Below are 15,422 nucleotides of genomic sequence, written 5' to 3'. Positions count from 1 at the left end.
CCCTGCCCTGACGGGCAGTCGTACGGCCTGGGCGTCAACTTAGCCAACTTGTGTGGCTGGCGTGAAGATTGAAGAGCCAAATGTCCGATACGTATTCGTGACCTTCGTCTCTCGTGGCCGCCAAGAGGTTTGCTCGCTGCACGGACCGTCGCGGACCGGTCACGAACGGGGGTCGGCCGCCTCGGGCTCCGGGGACCGGACGCGGCCCGCGTCGTCCTGGGCCAGCACGGAGAGCAGGGCCGCCACGCTCAGCCCCGCCTCGGCGGGGTGGCGCAGCACCTTGCCGGGCTCGACCCGGTAGGTGTTGCCCCGTCCTTCCCTCGTGTGGGACAGATAGCCGTCCTGTTCCAGGTCCGCGATGATTTTCTGGACCGCGCGTTCGGTGAGCCGGCAGTGCGCGGCGAGGTCCCGGATGCGGGCGCTGTGGTTGTCGGCGATGGCCGCCAGCACGCGGGCGTGGTTGGTGAGAAACGTCCATCCGCTGTGTGACTCGGGCACTCCGTCCATGGGGCGATTGTACGGCTGGACATTCACGTATTCAAAGGCCGGAACTTTATTTCGTGTATCTGTTGACGTGTGACGGGCGGTGGGCGAATCTGGAGGTGACCAGTGGACTGACCGGGGAGGCGGTCATGTCGGAACCAGCTCCTGACGCGAACACCGGAGGCGGCGAGGCCTGTGTCGGCGCGGAGACGAACGGCGCGCGTCCCGTTCGCCGGGGCCCCGAGCCCAGGATCGGTGTCCGTCCCGAGGGCGACCGTGTCGTCGTGGCGGTGCGGGGCGAACTCGACCTCGACTCGGCCGAGCAGCTGGCACACACCCTGCGCGCGGCGCTCGGTGCCGCGGTGGGCGGCGTGGACCTGGAACTCGGCGGCGTCGAGTTCTGCGACTGCTCCGCACTGAACGTACTGATCGGCCTGCACGAGCAGGGCCTGAAGCAGGGGAAGACGGTCACCCTGCGCACGGTCGGCCCCGCGGTCGAGCGGCTGCTGACCCTCACCGGCACCCGGATGCTGTTCGACGTCCCCGGCCAGACCCCCTGCCCCGCCGGGTCCGGCGACGGGGCCCGCGCGGGGGCGGCGGGCCGTGGCGACGCGCGGGCCGCAGTTCCGGGCACCGGCGCCCCGGAGGACAGCACCCTGGACGCCGAGGCCCTGGAGGACCTGCGCATCGAGGTCGTCCAGCTGCGGCGCGCCATGCAGACCCGGCCGGTGATCGACCTGGCCCGCGGCATCCTCATGGCGTCCTTCGGACTGAGCGTCGAGGAGGCCTGGCGGGTCCTGGTCCTTGCCTCCCAGAACACCAACACGAAGCTGTACCACCTCGCCCGCGACCTGGTCGCCGCCGTACGGGGCGAACCGCCCGCGGACGCCGTACAGGAGCAGGTGGCCGCGGCGGTGGCCCAGGTCAGGTCGGAGGCCGCCCCGGCCTGACCGGACGACGCGAGCCGGGCGGGCCGGCCGTGCCTCGCGGGCACGCCGGTGCCCGCGGCAGCAGGCGGACCGACGGCCCGATTCCGCTTGCGGGGGGCGGGTCGGGTAGAACTGGCCGACATGCGCGTTGACTACGATCCCGGATCCCTGGGCGCGGGAGCCTTCTACCGGCTGCTCACCGCCGTCGTCGTACCCCGGCCGATCGCCTGGGTGTCGACCTTGGCGGCGGACGGCACGACCGCCAACCTCGCCCCGCACTCCTTTTTCACCGTCGCCTGTACCGACCCGCCGATCGTCCAGTTCACCTCCGTCGGGCGCAAGGACTCGCTGCGCAACGTCGAGGCCACCGGCGAGTTCGTGGTCAACTTCGCGTCCGAGCCGCTCTTCGGGCAGATCAACGCCACCGGCACCGACTTCCCCGCGCACGAGGGCGAGTTCGACGCGGTGGGCATCGAGCGGGAGCCCTCGCTGCGGGTGAAGCCGCCCCGCGTGGCCGCCTCTCCGGTGGCTCTGGAGTGCCGGCTGCACTCCACGCTCGGCATCGGCAACTCCACACTGGTCCTCGGCGAGGTCGTGCACGCGGCCGTGCACGAGGACGTCGTGGTCGACGGGCATCCCGACATCCGGCTGCTGCGGCCCCTGTCCCGGCTGGGCCGCAACGAGTGGGGCACCGTCGGTGAGATCCACGACCGGGCCCGTATCGCCTACCGCGACTGGCCGCCCTCCTGAGCCGTCCGCTCCTATGATCGAAGCATGACCAGATCCAGCACGAGATCCGGGACGAGATCCGCGACGAGATCCGCGGCGCGGGGCCTGACAAGAGCCGTGACAAGGGCCGTGATCAAGAGTGCCGGCGCCGAAGGGTCCTGGCGTTCGCTGTGGTCGAAGAACTCGGCGCTGTCGATCGGCTCCGTCGACTCGTTCCTCTCCATCGGCTCCGTGGGCAGCTCCCTGTCCGTCGCCTCGGTCGGCAGTTTCCTGTCCGTGGGTTCGGTGGGCTCCGCCGTGTCCTTCGTCTCCGCGGGCTCCTGGCTGAGCGCGGGTTCGGTGCTGTCCGCCCGCTCGACCGGCTCGGTACTGTCCTGGCGCTCCCGCGGCGGCCTGTGCGCCATCGGCACGGCGGCGGCCACGGTCGCCGGGACGGCGCTGCTGTACACGTGGACGACCGGCCGCAGCCGTGCCCCGAGGTGAGGTGAGCCGTTCCCGATCGTGCGCGAGGACGGCCGCTCAGCCGGTCGGCAGCAGTTCGTCCCGCGCCCCGCGCCACTCACGCGGGGAACGCCCGTAGGCGGCGCGGAACACCCGGCTGAAGTGGGCCGGGTTGGCGAAACCCCAGCGCTGGGCGACCGCCGAGACCGGAGCCGTCGCGTCGGGCCGGTGCAGCTCCCGGGCGCACCTCTCCAGACGACGCCGCTGGATCAGCCGGGCCACCGTGATGCCCTCGCCCTCGAACAGCCGGTGCAGATAGCGCACGGAGATGTGGTGCGCCGCCGCGACGGTCTGCGGGGACAGGCCCGGATCCCCGAGGTGGCGGTCGATGTGGTCGCGGACCCGCAGGACGAGATGCTCTCCCGGGTTCCCGTCCGGCGTCGGGTGGTCCTGGGTCCGCTCCTCGACCAGGGTGGCGAAGAGGTCGACGACGCCCGTGGCCAGCCTGGTGGCGACGGCCGGGGCACAGGGCGGGACCGAGGCGGTCAGCGAGGTCAGGAAGTTCACCAGCAGGGCGCCGAAGCCCGTCGTCCCGTCGATCGCGGTCCCGGTGACCCGGCGCAGGTCCTCCTCCGGCAGACCGAGCGCCCGCCGCGGCAGGTGGACGACATGGGTGGTGAAGCGCCCCGGGAAGTCCAGGGAGTACGGCCGGCCCGTGTCGTAGACCATGAGGTCGCCCTCGCCCGCGAAGGCCCGCCGGCCGTCCTGGATCAGGGTCGCCGTACCCGCCGTCTGGACCCCGACCGCCACACAGGCGACGGCCGGGCCCGTGTCGGTGAGGTGTGCCGCAGTGCGGCTCAGGCGCTGCGCGTCGGCCTCGACCGTGGCGAGGCGCAGGTATCCCAGCCGCTCGGAGGAGACCAGGCCCTCGAACGGGCCGTCGTGCCGCGCGGTGACGGCCGTCGGCACCAGCGCCGCGCCCAGCGCGTCCCGCCAGTACGCGAGCCGCTCCCCGTCGGGAACCGCAGCGGTCGTCAGCACCAGGGCCACCTGGCTCTCCTCTCCACCTGTGCGAAACGGGCGGGGAGGGCGCGGACGGCGGTCCGTCCTCCCCGCTGTCACCAGCCAACCAGTGGTTCCCGGCGGGCTCCAGGCAGGAAGCAGGCAGAAACCGCGTGCGTCGGTGCGGCCGTCCCGGTGCGCGCAGAGAACAGCGCGGTGCGCTCCGGGACAAGACACGGGGAGCCCGCGGCGGCAGGATGGGCGGCGCGGCGAGAGGCCTCGCCCGTCGACGGCGTGCGTCGCCCCCGCCCCCGCCCCCGTCCCCGTGTCGCGGCGGACCGGGGACGGGGGCGGGGCGCTGGTTCAGGGCGCGTCGAGACGGGCGAGGAGCTCGCGGGCCTCGGCGACCGGCCGTGGGTCGGCATGGACACCCAGGGAGACACAGCGCGCGAAGGCCGCGCGTGCCTGCGCCTGCTGTCCGGCGGACAGCAGCGCGTTGCCGAGGTGGACCAGCTGACGGCTCTCCAGGGCGGTGTTGCCGCTGGCCCGGCAGATCGCGACGGCGGTGGTCAGCTGGTCCACGGCCTCCGGCCAGCGCTCCAGCACGCCGAAGCAGCTGCCCAGGCCCGCGTGCAGCCCGACCCGGGTGATGTCGGCGATGTGCGGTTCCAGCCGGTCGCTGACCTGTTCCAGCAGGGCGAGCGTGTCCCGGTAGAACGCGTGCGCCTCCTCGGTCAGACCCTGTTTCGCCAGGACGATGGCACGCCCGTGCCGGGCCTGCAGGCCACCGTGCAGGTCACCGACGGTTTCGAAGAGATGGGCGGCGCGCTGCATGTGGTCGGCGGCGGGACCGAGGTCGTCGATCTGCTGCAGCGCCCAGCCCTGGTACATGTGGGCCCAGGCCTGCTGGCCCGCGTCGCCCGCCCGCTCCGCGGCGGCCAGGGCCTCGGCGGAGCGCAGCAGACTGTCCCGGTGACGGCGCTCGCACACGAGGAGCGCCCAGGCGTGGTAGTTGAGCTGGGTGGCTTCCAGCGCAGGATCGCCCAGGGCCCGCGCGCAGCGGGCGGCCGTGCCGAACACCTCGGGCCAGTGTCCCCAGAAGATCCACTGGTCGGAGAACCAGTGCAGGGCCTCGGCCACCTCCACCACGGTCGCGTGCGCACCGGTGGCCTCGGCCGCGCGCAGAGCGGCCAGCCAGTTGTCTCCCTCCGCCTGGAGCCAGGCGCGGGCCAGGCCCGCGGTCGACAGGTCGACCGTTCCCCGCCAGGTGGGCGGCGGAGCCCCGTGGCCCGGCTCGAACCAGCGGCCCGCGACGACCGCGGTCTCCAGCAGCCAGCGGAAGAGCTCCGCGCGTGCCCGGTCCACGTCCCGCGGGCTCTCCTCGGCCTCCAGACAGGTGCGGGCGTACAGCCGCAGCAGGTCGTGCAGGCGGTAGCGGTCCCCGTCCGTTCCCAGCAGCCCGGTCTCGACCAGCTCCTCCAGGGTGTCCTCGGCGTCGAACACCGGCTGACCCGTGAGCCGCGCGGCGCCGGGTGCCGCCGTGTCCTGGCCGGGGACCAGCGCCAGACGCCGGAACAGCCGGGCGGCCGCGGGAGTCAGCTGCCGGTAGGACAGGTCGAAGGCGGCGGCCACCCGTACGTCCCCGGCGGCCAGCGCGTCCAGCCGCCGCTCCTCGACGGCGAGACGGTCCGCCAGTCGGCGAACGCTCCAACCGGTGCGGGTGGCCAGCCAGTTGCCCGCCACCCGCAGAGCGAGCGGCAGGTGTCCACAGCGCTCGGCGACCGCTCGCAGGGCGGCCGGATCGGCGTCCGCCCGATCGGCTCCGACGAGGGAGGTCAGAAGCTCGGCGGCCGCCCCGGGCGCCAGTTCGCCGAGCGGCAGCCGGTGCACGCTGTCCAGCCCGGTCAGCATGCGACGGCTCGTCACCAGCACCATGCCCGCCCCCGCGGCCGGCAGCAGCGGACGCACCTGTCCCTCGTCGCGCGCGTTGTCCAGGACCAGCAGGCAGCGCCGCTCCGCCAACAACCGCCGGTACAAATCCGGGTGGCCCTGCGGTCCGGCCTGGGAGAGGTCCCGGTCGGACACCTGAAGGGCCTTCAGCACCCGCAGCACCAGTTCGGCGGGACCGGGCGGATCGTCGTCCGTGCCGCGCAGATCCAGGACCAGCTGACCGTGCGGAAACCGGTCGGCGAGACCGCGGGCCGCGTGCAGCGCCAGCGTCGTCTTGCCCGTGCCCGGCGGCCCGGACACCGCCACCACCACCGGCTGGCCGACCGTTTCGCGCTCCGCGAGCGCCGCCAGCCGCGCCAACTCGCCCTCCCGGCCGACGAAGTCGTCGACGCCGCGCGGGAACGCCCGCACCCCCACCGGACGGTAGCCCCCGTCGCGTCCGGCCCGCGCGGCCGTGAGCAGCCGCTCCCGCGGCGCCTCGGCCAGGCCCAAGCCGTCCGCGAGCGCGGCGACCGTCCGCCGCTGCGGAGCGGCCCGCCGCCCGCGCTCCAGGTCCCCGATGCCCCGCACGCTCACGCCCGACGCCTCCGCCAGGCCCTCGATGGTCTGCGACGCGGCCAGCCGAAACTCCCGCAGCAGCGCTCCGAACGCCGCCTGCTCCCCGCTCAACCCCGCCCCTTCGTGCCCATCCGTACTCATCCGCACCGACATGCCCCCGCCGTCGCCCCCCGGGCATGATCACCGGAATTCTAGAAGAGCCGCGCCGCCCGGGCCCGCGACGACCGCCATACGGACGGGGTCCCGCCGCGGTCACGCACGGCCGTCCCGCCGTCCTCCCGCAGACGCGGACGGCGTTGTCAGTGGCCGCCGGTAAGTTCGTCGTTGTCGCACCGATCCGGCGCGACAACCCCCCTGTGCTGCGCCGATTCGGCGTGCGGAGCCCTGTGCCGCAAAGGAGCTGGTGCGTTGTCCGACTGGGAGAATTCGAGTACGGCCCGGGTGGTGCCGCCCGCACGGCCCCGCAAGCTCGCCAAGGTCCCCTTCGTCGAACTGGCCGACGGACGCCTCCAGGGCGTCGTCTCCAGCGGCTCGGACATCGAGCGGGTGTACGTCTCGTCGGTGGCCGCCGGCACCTACGCCTTCGCGTGCAGCACCAACAACAACCGACCCTGCGGCGGCGCGCGGGGCTCGTTCTGCAACCACATCCGTGCGCTGGTCACCGAGGCCGTGCTCCAGTACGGCGCCGTCCGCGTCGCCCGCTACCTGCGCGTCGAGCCCACGGGCGCCGAGCCCGACGCCGCCGCCCTCACCGCCGCGATGACCGGCACCCACCCACCCCAGGCGGACGGCAAGTCGGCCGCCGCACCCGTCTTCAGCCGGTTCCTGCGCCACCTGGCCTACCTGGATCTGCCCGCGGTCACCGCCCCCGTCCCGGAACTCCAGTGGTTCCCGCCGACCCGGTCGACGGACGCCGCGCAGGCACCCCGCGACGAGCGCGACACGACCGCGCGGGAGCACGCGGGCCCGCTCACCGCGCCCGTCGAGGGACTCGGGGAGGCCCTGGCGGCGGTCGACGCCTTCGACCGGACCCTGGTCGCCGGCCTGCTGCGCCCCCGGCCCGAGCAGGTGGACGGTCTTGCCGTGCTCGCCCGCGCCGTCTCCGGCAGCCCACTGGCCGCCGGGGTCGCCGAGGCCGCCGGGAAGGCCGCCGCCGGAGCCGCGAGCGAGGACCAGTTCGTCACCCTCGCGGCCGCCCGCACCGCCCTGTTCGGTGCCGTGCACGACGCCCTCACGGTCGGCGTCGACGAGGTGACCGGCCGCACACGCGAGGAGCGGCCGGTCGAGGCGTCCGCCGCACGGCCGACGGCGAACCTGCCGGCGGCCGCCCGCACCTGGCTGTCGGACCTGGCCCGCACCGGCTGGCAGGGCATCGACCACGAGCTGGCCGGCGGAGCCGCGCCCATCGTCTCCGCGATGCTGCCCGACCCGGGACTGCGACGCCTCGCCACCCTGCTCGACGGATTCGCCGCCGAACTCGCCGCCTCCTGCCCCGGATCGGCCCTGGACAGGATCCCCGCGCGCCGCTGGGGCGACCTGTGGTCCCGCGCCCTGCTGCTGACCATGCCCGGCGCCGCCGACCGGCCCGCTGTCACGGCCGCCACCGGCCGTCTGCTGCCACTCGGCCTCGATCTGCACGAACACGCCACCGCCGCGCAGGCCCAGGTCCACGCGGTGTTCGAACCCGCCGACGGCACCGCGCCCCGGCTGGTCCGTGCGAGCGTCTCGGTGCCCAAGCCGGACACCGTCGTCGCGGCGGGCGTCTGGCAGCTGCTGCGGCCGCACCTGTCGCTGCTCACCGCCCTCGGCGAGGGCCGGGCGATGGACCTCGACGCCATGCCCCTCACCGACGAGGGCGACCTCGTCTGGGACGACGCCCGGGCCCGTGCGGGCGAGCCCGCCGACGCCCTGGCCACCGCACGGGTCGTCCTGCCGACAGCCACCGTCCTGCCCACCGCACCCCTGGACCGCCACCCGGCGCGCCTGGCCGAGCCGGTGTTCCTGGAGGGCTACGACAGCGGACAGGACGGCGACACGCTCACCTTCACCGTCGCCGGACAGGCGCTCCCCGTCGACACCGACCGCATCCCGACCGCGAGCCCGCTCACGCCCGAGGCCGTCGCGGCATCCCGTGCCTGCGTGGGCCTGCTGCGCTGGGACGGCGGCGGCTTCCGACTCCAGCCGCTCGCGGTGGAGACCACGGTGCGCAGGAAGGCCGTCGCCCTGCACGCGGGAGCGTGGGCCGGCGGCACCACCGACAAGAACGGCGTCCGGGCCGAGAAGGCGGCGACCGACGCCGTGACCGTCCTGCGCGAGCGAGCGGGAAGGCTGCTGCGGAAATGAGCGACCCGATGCCGGAAGCCTTTCCCGACGACAACCGCCGTCAGGTCCTCTACTGGCGGCTGCTGGCCCGCCTCTTCGACCCCGAGGAGCAGGCCGGCCTGGAATCGGCGAGCCTCGCCGTCGTCGAGGACATCGGCCTGCCGCCCGCGCTGCTGGACCCGCAGGCCTCCGTCGACTCGATCGTCCAGCGCCACCCCGAACTCGCCTCGGAATTCGACGGGTTGATGGTCCCCACGCCCGTCCCCGCCTCAGACCCGGCCCCCGACCCTCGCTCCGGCTCCGACCCGGCCCCTGCTGGCGATGCCGAGATCGAGGCTGTGGCCGACGAGGACGGGCGTGACCGTGCGGCGGAGGTGCGGCGCGCGGCACTCGTGTCCAAGGTGCTGCTGAACGTCTTCTCCACCGGTTCGGGGGCTGTCGGCGCCGCGCAGCTGTCCCGCTGGCAGAGCGACGCCGGCTGGCTGGAGCGCGCCCTCGGCGGCCGGCCGGGGGAGTTGCGCGGCGGTCGCGGCACGACCCCCGACACCGGCGGGCTCGTCCCCGGTCTCGGCCCGGAACTCGGCGCCATAGAAGCGGACCTCGTCCGGCGCATGCATCTGCGTGAAGTGCTCGCCGACCCCGCGCTCGCCGCGCGGCTCACCCCGAGCATGTCGCTGATCGAGCAGTTGCTGCGCGACAAGGGCAACCTCTCCGGGGTCGCCCTCGCCAACGCCAAGTCGCTGATCCGCCGCTTCGTCGACGAGGTCGCCGAAGTGCTGCGTACCCAGGTGGAGAAGACAACGGTCGGCGCGCTCGACCGCTCGGTCCCGCCCAAACGGGTGTACCGCAACCTCGACCTCGACCGCACGATCTGGAAGAACCTCACCAACTACAGCCCCGAGGAGGAACGCCTCTACGTCGACCGCCTCTACTACCGCCACACCGCCCGCAGGACGACCCCGCAGCGGCTCGTCGTGGTCGTGGACCAGTCGGGCTCGATGGTCGACTCCATGGTCAACTGCACCATCCTGGCGTCGATCTTCGCCGGGCTGCCGAAGGTGGACGTACACCTCATCGCGTACGACACCCGCGCCATCGACCTCACTCCCTGGGTGAACGAGCCGTTCGAGGTGCTGCTGCGGACCAAGCTGGGCGGCGGCAACGACGGCCCCGTGGCCATGGCCATGGCCCGCCCGAAGATCACCGAGCCCAAGAACACCGTGCTGGTGTGGATCTCGGACTTCTACGAGTTCGACCGCTCCCAGCCGCTGTTCGAGGGCATCGAGGAAGTCCACCGCTCCGGCGTCAAGTTCATCCCCGTCGGATCGGTGACCAGCTCCGGGCGGCAGGAGGTCAACCCCTGGTTCCGGGAGCGGTTCAAGACCCTCGGCACACCGGTGATCTCCGGCCACATCGACAAGCTCGTCCACGAACTCAAGACGTTCCTCACGTGACCCGCCCGTCCCTCGACACACGTACCTCCTGGAAAGGCCCTCGATGACCGACCTGCTGCGCGCCCCCGCCGAGCTCAAGTACGCCGAGGAACTCGACTGGCTGGAGTCGATCGACGACAACCCCAAACCGTTCTCCTGGCGGCTGTCCCCGAAGATGGTCCGCCTGTTCGTCCTGGGCTCCGAGCGCGCCGACGGCCTCGACCGGGAGATCGCCCCGAAGTGGTTCGGCGACCGCAGCTTCGTCGAGCGCTCCATCGTCACCCTCGCCTCCGACCGGGGCCTGCTCCTCATCGGCGACCCCGGCACCGGTAAGAGCTGGCTGGCCGAGCTGCTGTCCGCCGCGATCTCCCGAAACTCCACGCTGGTCGTGCAGGGCACGGCGGGCACCACCGAGGACCACATCAAGTACTCGTGGAACGTCTCGATGGTCATCGCCAAGGGCCAGTCACGCGAGTCGATGATCCCCTCGCCGATCATGACCGCGATGGAGACCGGCGCGATCGGCCGCTTCGAGGAGCTCACCCGCTCCACCAGCGACGTCCAGGACGCGCTGATCTCGATCCTCTCCGAGAAGTACATCTCGGTCCCGGAACTGGGCAGCGACCGGGACAGCGACAACATCGTGTTCGCCAAGCCCGGCTTCTCGGTCATCGCCACCGCCAACAGCCGGGACCGGGGCGTCAACGACCTCTCCTCGGCGCTCAAGCGCCGCTTCAACTTCGTGCGGATCCCCGTGGTGACGAACAAGAAGAGCGAGGCGGAGATCGTCCGCTTCCGCACCGAGGAACTGCTGCGCCGCCACCGGATCGAACTCGACGTCCCGCCGACCCTGCTGGACGTCCTGCTGCGCAGCTTCGCCGACCTGCGGGCCTCGTCGGCCGCCGCCGGCAGCGACGACGAGAAGCTGGAGTCCGCCCTGTCCACGGCCGAGCAGATCGGGGTCCTCGAGGACGCCATCCTGCACAGCAACTTCTTCGGCGAACGCGCCCTCACCGCCCACACCCTCGCCTCCTCCCTCGTCGGTTCCCTGGCCCGGCGCGCACCGGAGGACCTCGCCATCCTCAACAAGTACCTGCACGGCGTCGTCGAACCGCGCAGCAAGGAGGAAGGGGGCTCCTGGCCGGAGTTCCTCGAGGGCGGCCGCCACGCGATCGCGACCCTGTCGTGACCGCGGCCCCCGAGGGCACGTTCACCGCCCTGCGCACCCAGCTCCAGGACGCCGCGACCACGTTCGCCGACGGTCCCGCGGCGCTGGAGGGCATCCTGCGGGGCATCGTCGACGACGTCGAGCGCGCGGTGAGCGAACCCCTGGAGATCTTCCCCGTCTGCCACCACTCGCCGGCCTCGGCCATCGCCATGGCCAGCCGGCTGCGCGAGAAGCAGCCGAGGACCATCTACCTCGAGCTGTGCGAGGACATGGCCCCCCTGCTCACCGAGCTGCGCAACTGCCGTCTGCCGGTGGCCGTCCAGTCCTTCGCGAGCGAGATCGAGGGCTTCCCCGCCGACTGGGCGCCGCTCTCGGTGGTCGCCCCGGTCACCGAGGCCTCCGCCGAGTACCAGGCCATCGCCTACGCGCTCGACACCCCGGGCGTCGAACTCGTCCTCGTCGACCGCTCCTCGGACCACGTCTTCCAGTGGGAGACCGGACCCGACGCCGAAGATGACGGCGCAGGCGAAGGCGACGGCGATCCCGACGCGCCGGAGGCGGCGGAGCAGACCGCCCTGCACGGCGACGCCGTCGGCGTGGAGATCGGCGACCTGCGCCCGCGCTTCGCCGAGCTGGAGGAGCACCTGCTGCGCCACGGCCGGGTACGGCACTGGTCGGAGTGGTGGCACCAGTACGTCGAACTGCCCCTCGGCGACAGCGATCACGACACCTACCGTCAGGTGATGCTGCTGATCGGCAGCCTCTTCCGGCGCCTCGCCCCGGGCGACCCCCGCAAGATGCGGGTCGACGAGGACCGCGAGCGCCACATGTGGACGCGGATGCGCGAGCACCTGGCCGCCACCGGCACCGACCCCGCCGACTGCCTCTACGTCTGCGGTGCCTTCCACGCGGCCAGCCGTGTCGCGGAGTTCGGCGTGCACGGCAGCGACACCTTCACCATCAGCCCTCCGAGCGGCACCACGTGGCGGCACGGTCTGATCCCGTCCAGCCACGGCGCGATCGAAGCGCAGTTCGGGCTGGCCGCGGGCTCGGTGTCCATCGCCGCGACGGAATGGGCGAAGAACGTCAGGCGCACCGGCGTCCGCCCGTTCCGCCTGGAGGGCCAGGCAGGCGCGAGGAAGAGCACGAGGCCGGGGAAGGCCCTCGCCCCGACGGCCCCCGGACCGGCCGGCCCGGCCGCCGACCGGCTCACGGGATTCCTCCAGCGGCCGCCCGCCCTCGACGCCCTGGACGAGGCCGAACTGCTCGGCTGGTCCGTGGAGATCGTGCGCGCCGCCCGCCGCCACGGGTACCTCGCCTCCACCGCCGACGCCATCGCCGTCTTCGAGACGTCCATCCTGCTGGCCGGAATGCGCGACCGCGCCAAGCCGACGCCGTACGACTTCCAGGACGCGGCCGTCACCTGCATCGAGAAGGACGCCGTGCCGGGCCGGCGGGACGTGGGCCGGCTGGTCGAGATCATGATGGGCGGCGACCGCGTCGGCCAGGTCGGCTACGACGCGCTGCCGCCGCTGGCCCGCGACGTGCACGACCGGCTCGCCCCGCTGGACCTCAAGCTCCAGCAGCGCGGAGTGCAGCGCGCGCTGCTGGACATCGCCTCGCGGCCGGAACTGGCGCGCTGCTCCGACCTGCTGTGGATGCTGCGCCGGCTGCTGCCGCAGGGCGCGGCCCGGCCGATCATGGGCGAACGCCGTCTCGGCGAACACTCCATCCAGGAGTCCTGGGACCTGGCCCTGGGCACCCACCAGCGGGCACTCATCGAGCTGGGCTACGAGGGTGTCAGCATCGAGCAGGTTCTCGAACAGCGGCTGCGGCGCGCCGCGTACGCCCCCCGGGCGACGGCGGCGCAGGTCCTGGAGGCCGTCGAGGACGCCACGCTCTACCTGCGCAGCCGCCGTCTCGCCGACGAGCTCGGCACCCGGGCCCTGGAGGTCCTGGCGAGCGAGCGCAGCGTCGACGGCGCGCCGGAGGTGCTGCGCCGTGTGCGCCGGCTGCTGGCCCACTACCGGACCGCCGAGCCGGTGCTCCCGCCCTGGATCGAGGCCTTCGTCAAGGCGGGTTACGCGCACTACTGCACCCTGCTGCCGACGGCGTTCACCGACGACGACGCGACCGTCCGCCAGGTCGCGGCGATGCTGGGTTTCCTGTTCGGCATGGAGGGTCTGGCGCTGTCCCTGGGCTGCGACCGCACCCAGCTGGAACTCGCCCTCGCCCAGTCCCACCCGACCGAGCCGTCCCGGACCGCACTGCTGTGGGCCGCACAGACCCACCTGGGGACGCTGTCGAGGACGGCTCTGCGGGAGCGCTGTGCGGAGCTGCTCGGGAACCCGCTGGTGGTGCCCGCCTATCCCCGCTATCTCAGCGGGTTCGTGCACGCCCTGGAACCGGTGCCGGGCCTGGCCGACTTCGTCGTCGAGGCCGTGTCGAACGCGTTCGCGGGGCTTCCGGACTCGGTGCTGCTGCCCTGGCTGCCGACCCTCATCGGCACCCTGCGGGCCGACGGGGCCGAACAGGCCCCGCCGCTGATCCGCGAGGCGGGCCGGCTTTTCCCCGCCCGGCTCACCGAGCTGGACACCTGGGTACCGCCGTGGCGCGTCCCGCAGGAACCCCCACGCGTGCCGGTGGACTCGGCGGCGAGCACCGCGGGCGGCCTGCCGCTCCTCGCCGCGCACCCGGCGACCTGCGACGCGTTGGCGGCTCTGCTGGGCTGCGACGGGACGTGGGAGAGCCCCGCCGCCGGGTCGTCCGGAGCGGTCCTTCTCGCCCGGTATCCGCAGACCGCGCGGGCGTTGGAGGCGCTGCGGGCCGTCAGCTGACCGGCAGCTCCCTCACCAGGGCACGGAGGGTGTCCTCGGTCAGGGCCGGGTTGGCGGCGGCGTGGTGGGCGAGTTCCTCGTCGTCGAGGAGCTCCGTCAGCAGGGCGGGCGGCAGGTTCGGGTGACGGGCGAACGCCGCCCGGACGGCGGGTTCGGGGTCCCGGGCGAGCCGTGCCACGGTGGCCGGCGGTGTCCCGGGGTCGCGGGCGGCGAGGGCGCGGACGGCGGGGTCCTCGTCGTCGGCGTGGGCGGCCAGCCCGTGTGTCGGGAAGCGGGGCCGGGTGACGAGGTGGGCACGCTCGGGCCCGGTGTACTCCAGGAAGCTGCGCAGCAGGAGGGCCGGCGGGGCGTCCGGTTGGTTCTGGGCGAGCAGCACGCGGACGCCGAGGTCGTCGTCGGCGGCCAGCCGGGCCACGAGGTCCGGCGGCAGGGCGCGCTCCCGGGCCGCGTTGCGGCGCAGCATCGGGTGGCCGGAGAGCGCGTCCCGGCGGACGGCCTCGGGGTCCCGGGGGAGCAGCAGCTCGGGGTAGTGGCAGAACGGCTCGTCCAGGGGGACCTCGTAGTCGATCGCGGCTCGCTCCTCCTCCGTCCAGGTGGGGTGGAGGGACACGGACAGCCGCACGCTCGGATCGGGATCGGCCGCGAGGATCCGGAGCTCGTCGTGGTCGAGGTCCGGGTGGCGGGCGACCGTCCGGCGTACCTCGGGGTCGGGATCCGTGACCAGCGCGCGGCGCTCGACGGAACCGAGGTCCGCGCGGCGCGCGATGTGCCACCGGACCTCCGCGTCCGGATCGGCGGCCAGCAGGACCACGACGTCGGGAGGGATGCTGGGGTTGCCCGCGATCATCCGTCGGTCCTCGGGGCCGGCCGGAGCGGTGAGGACGCTCTCCACGACGGCCCTGCTGAGGGCGTCGTGGAGCAACGCGTCGGTGCGGGCGTGGCAGGACCGGTCGGGCAGCACGCTCTCCACCCACACCGGATCCTCGTGGCGCAGCAGGTCCTGTGCCCGCCTGCGCACCTCGTCGTCGGGGTCGCTCAGCAGCGCGGCCCGGATCTCCGTGTCGTGCCACCCCCACATGCCGACTCCCCAGGCGCGGACCTTCGCGTCCGGATGTGTCGCCATGGAGCGGCGCAGCGCGAGGGAGAACTGCCGGTAGAAGGTTCCGCCCAGGTGCTCCGGGTCGTAGGTGTTCATCATGTGGACGACGGCGTCGTCGGGCAGCGGCCGGGGCTCGGCGGGGGCGGTCACCCGGGGGGCCTCGGCGAGGTGGGCGCGGACGAACCAGTGGGGATCGTCCACCAGCCGCACCCGCTGGGCCGGGTCGGCGTGCGGATTGCGGGCGAAGAAGCTACGGGTGCGGTGGTCGGGATGTTCGACGACGGCGTCGACGACCGCCTCGGGCAGCACCCGGTCCCGGCACAGCACCATCCGTACGGCGAGCGGCGCCTTCGCCAGCAGGTGCAGCAGGACGTCCTGCGGAGCCGACGGGTTCAGGGCGACTCCGGCCAGGCGCCGGGTGGCGTGATCGGCGTCCTCCCAGATCTGCTCGGGTGTCGGCATGCGTCGGAT

General features: G+C 73.3%; 11 protein-coding genes and 1 pseudogene. 8 read left to right on the top strand and 4 right to left on the bottom strand.

What is annotated here, in order from left to right; all coding sequences use genetic code 11:
• Positions 1 to 159: 159 nt before the first annotated feature.
• Positions 160 to 507: a helix-turn-helix domain-containing protein gene (locus ASD48_RS39625; RefSeq protein ID WP_057606746.1), complete on the bottom strand. Its 348-nt coding sequence runs from the start codon at positions 505 to 507 to the stop codon at positions 160 to 162.
• 125 nt (positions 508 to 632) lie between these two features.
• Between ASD48_RS39625 and ASD48_RS39620 the strand changes: the two genes are divergently transcribed.
• From ASD48_RS39620 to ASD48_RS39610, 3 genes are all read left to right on the top strand, one after another.
• Complete coding sequence (locus ASD48_RS39620) at positions 633 to 1,433, top strand: anti-sigma factor antagonist (RefSeq protein WP_063887549.1); 801 nt, start codon at positions 633 to 635, stop codon at positions 1,431 to 1,433.
• 120 nt (positions 1,434 to 1,553) lie between these two features.
• A complete protein-coding gene (locus tag ASD48_RS39615) occupies positions 1,554 to 2,162 on the top strand; it encodes a flavin reductase family protein (protein ID WP_057606745.1) in 609 nt (202 codons plus the stop codon).
• A 108-nt stretch (positions 2,163 to 2,270) separates the two neighbouring features.
• On the top strand, positions 2,271 to 2,624 hold the full coding sequence (locus ASD48_RS39610) for a hypothetical protein (RefSeq protein ID WP_057606744.1): 354 nt from the start codon (positions 2,271 to 2,273) through the stop codon (positions 2,622 to 2,624).
• Between the two features lie 36 nt (positions 2,625 to 2,660).
• On the opposite strand, the gene ASD48_RS39605 is transcribed toward ASD48_RS39610, so the two are convergent.
• On the bottom strand, positions 2,661 to 3,632 hold the full coding sequence (locus ASD48_RS39605; protein WP_057606743.1) for a helix-turn-helix domain-containing protein: 972 nt from the start codon (positions 3,630 to 3,632) through the stop codon (positions 2,661 to 2,663).
• A 315-nt stretch (positions 3,633 to 3,947) separates the two neighbouring features.
• A complete protein-coding gene (locus ASD48_RS39600; RefSeq protein ID WP_057606742.1) occupies positions 3,948 to 6,203 on the bottom strand; it encodes an XRE family transcriptional regulator in 2,256 nt (751 codons plus the stop codon).
• Between the two features lie 297 nt (positions 6,204 to 6,500).
• On the opposite strand from ASD48_RS39600, the pseudogene ASD48_RS45880 reads away from it, so the two are divergent.
• The 5 genes and pseudogenes from ASD48_RS45880 to ASD48_RS39580 all read left to right on the top strand — a co-directional run.
• A pseudogene (locus ASD48_RS45880) lies at positions 6,501 to 6,998 on the top strand (hypothetical protein); the annotation flags it as partial.
• A 96-nt stretch (positions 6,999 to 7,094) separates the two neighbouring features.
• Positions 7,095 to 8,435: a hypothetical protein gene (locus tag ASD48_RS39595; RefSeq protein ID WP_057606806.1), complete on the top strand. Its 1,341-nt coding sequence runs from the start codon at positions 7,095 to 7,097 to the stop codon at positions 8,433 to 8,435.
• 8 nt (positions 8,436 to 8,443) lie between these two features.
• Positions 8,444 to 9,868 (top strand): VWA domain-containing protein, encoded by a 1,425-nt coding sequence (locus ASD48_RS39590; RefSeq protein ID WP_199876184.1) that lies wholly within the window; start codon positions 8,444 to 8,446, stop codon positions 9,866 to 9,868.
• 43 nt (positions 9,869 to 9,911) lie between these two features.
• Positions 9,912 to 11,036, top strand: coding sequence for an AAA family ATPase (locus tag ASD48_RS39585; RefSeq protein WP_057606740.1), 1,125 nt, complete (start codon positions 9,912 to 9,914; stop codon positions 11,034 to 11,036).
• Positions 11,033 to 13,852, top strand: coding sequence for a DUF5682 family protein (locus ASD48_RS39580; RefSeq protein ID WP_057606739.1), 2,820 nt, complete (start codon positions 11,033 to 11,035; stop codon positions 13,850 to 13,852). The genes ASD48_RS39585 and ASD48_RS39580 overlap by 4 nt, the downstream gene beginning before the upstream one ends.
• On the opposite strand, the gene ASD48_RS39575 is transcribed toward ASD48_RS39580, so the two are convergent.
• Positions 13,845 to 15,413, bottom strand: a complete 1,569-nt coding sequence (locus ASD48_RS39575) for a hypothetical protein (protein WP_057606738.1) — start codon at positions 15,411 to 15,413, stop codon at positions 13,845 to 13,847. The two genes, ASD48_RS39580 and ASD48_RS39575, sit on opposite strands and share 8 nt — an antisense overlap.
• Between the last annotated feature and the right edge of the window lie 9 nt (positions 15,414 to 15,422).

Origin of the sequence: Streptomyces sp. Root1310, from assembly GCF_001426425.1 — a bacterium.
Lineage (GTDB): Bacteria > Actinomycetota > Actinomycetes > Streptomycetales > Streptomycetaceae > Streptomyces.
The sequence above is the reverse complement of the archived record's forward strand: the minus strand, read 5'-3'. Positions and strand labels throughout refer to the sequence as shown.

Coding starts and splice junctions, on each gene's coding strand:
- ASD48_RS39625 (WP_057606746.1), bottom strand. CDS start 507: ATGGACGGAGTGCCCGAGTCACACAGCGGATGGACGTTTCTCACCAAC.
- ASD48_RS39620 (WP_063887549.1), top strand. CDS start 633: ATGTCGGAACCAGCTCCTGACGCGAACACCGGAGGCGGCGAGGCCTGT.
- ASD48_RS39615 (WP_057606745.1), top strand. CDS start 1,554: ATGCGCGTTGACTACGATCCCGGATCCCTGGGCGCGGGAGCCTTCTAC.
- ASD48_RS39590 (WP_199876184.1), top strand. CDS start 8,444: ATGCCGGAAGCCTTTCCCGACGACAACCGCCGTCAGGTCCTCTACTGG.
- ASD48_RS39585 (WP_057606740.1), top strand. CDS start 9,912: ATGACCGACCTGCTGCGCGCCCCCGCCGAGCTCAAGTACGCCGAGGAA.
- ASD48_RS39575 (WP_057606738.1), bottom strand. CDS start 15,413: ATGCCGACACCCGAGCAGATCTGGGAGGACGCCGATCACGCCACCCGG.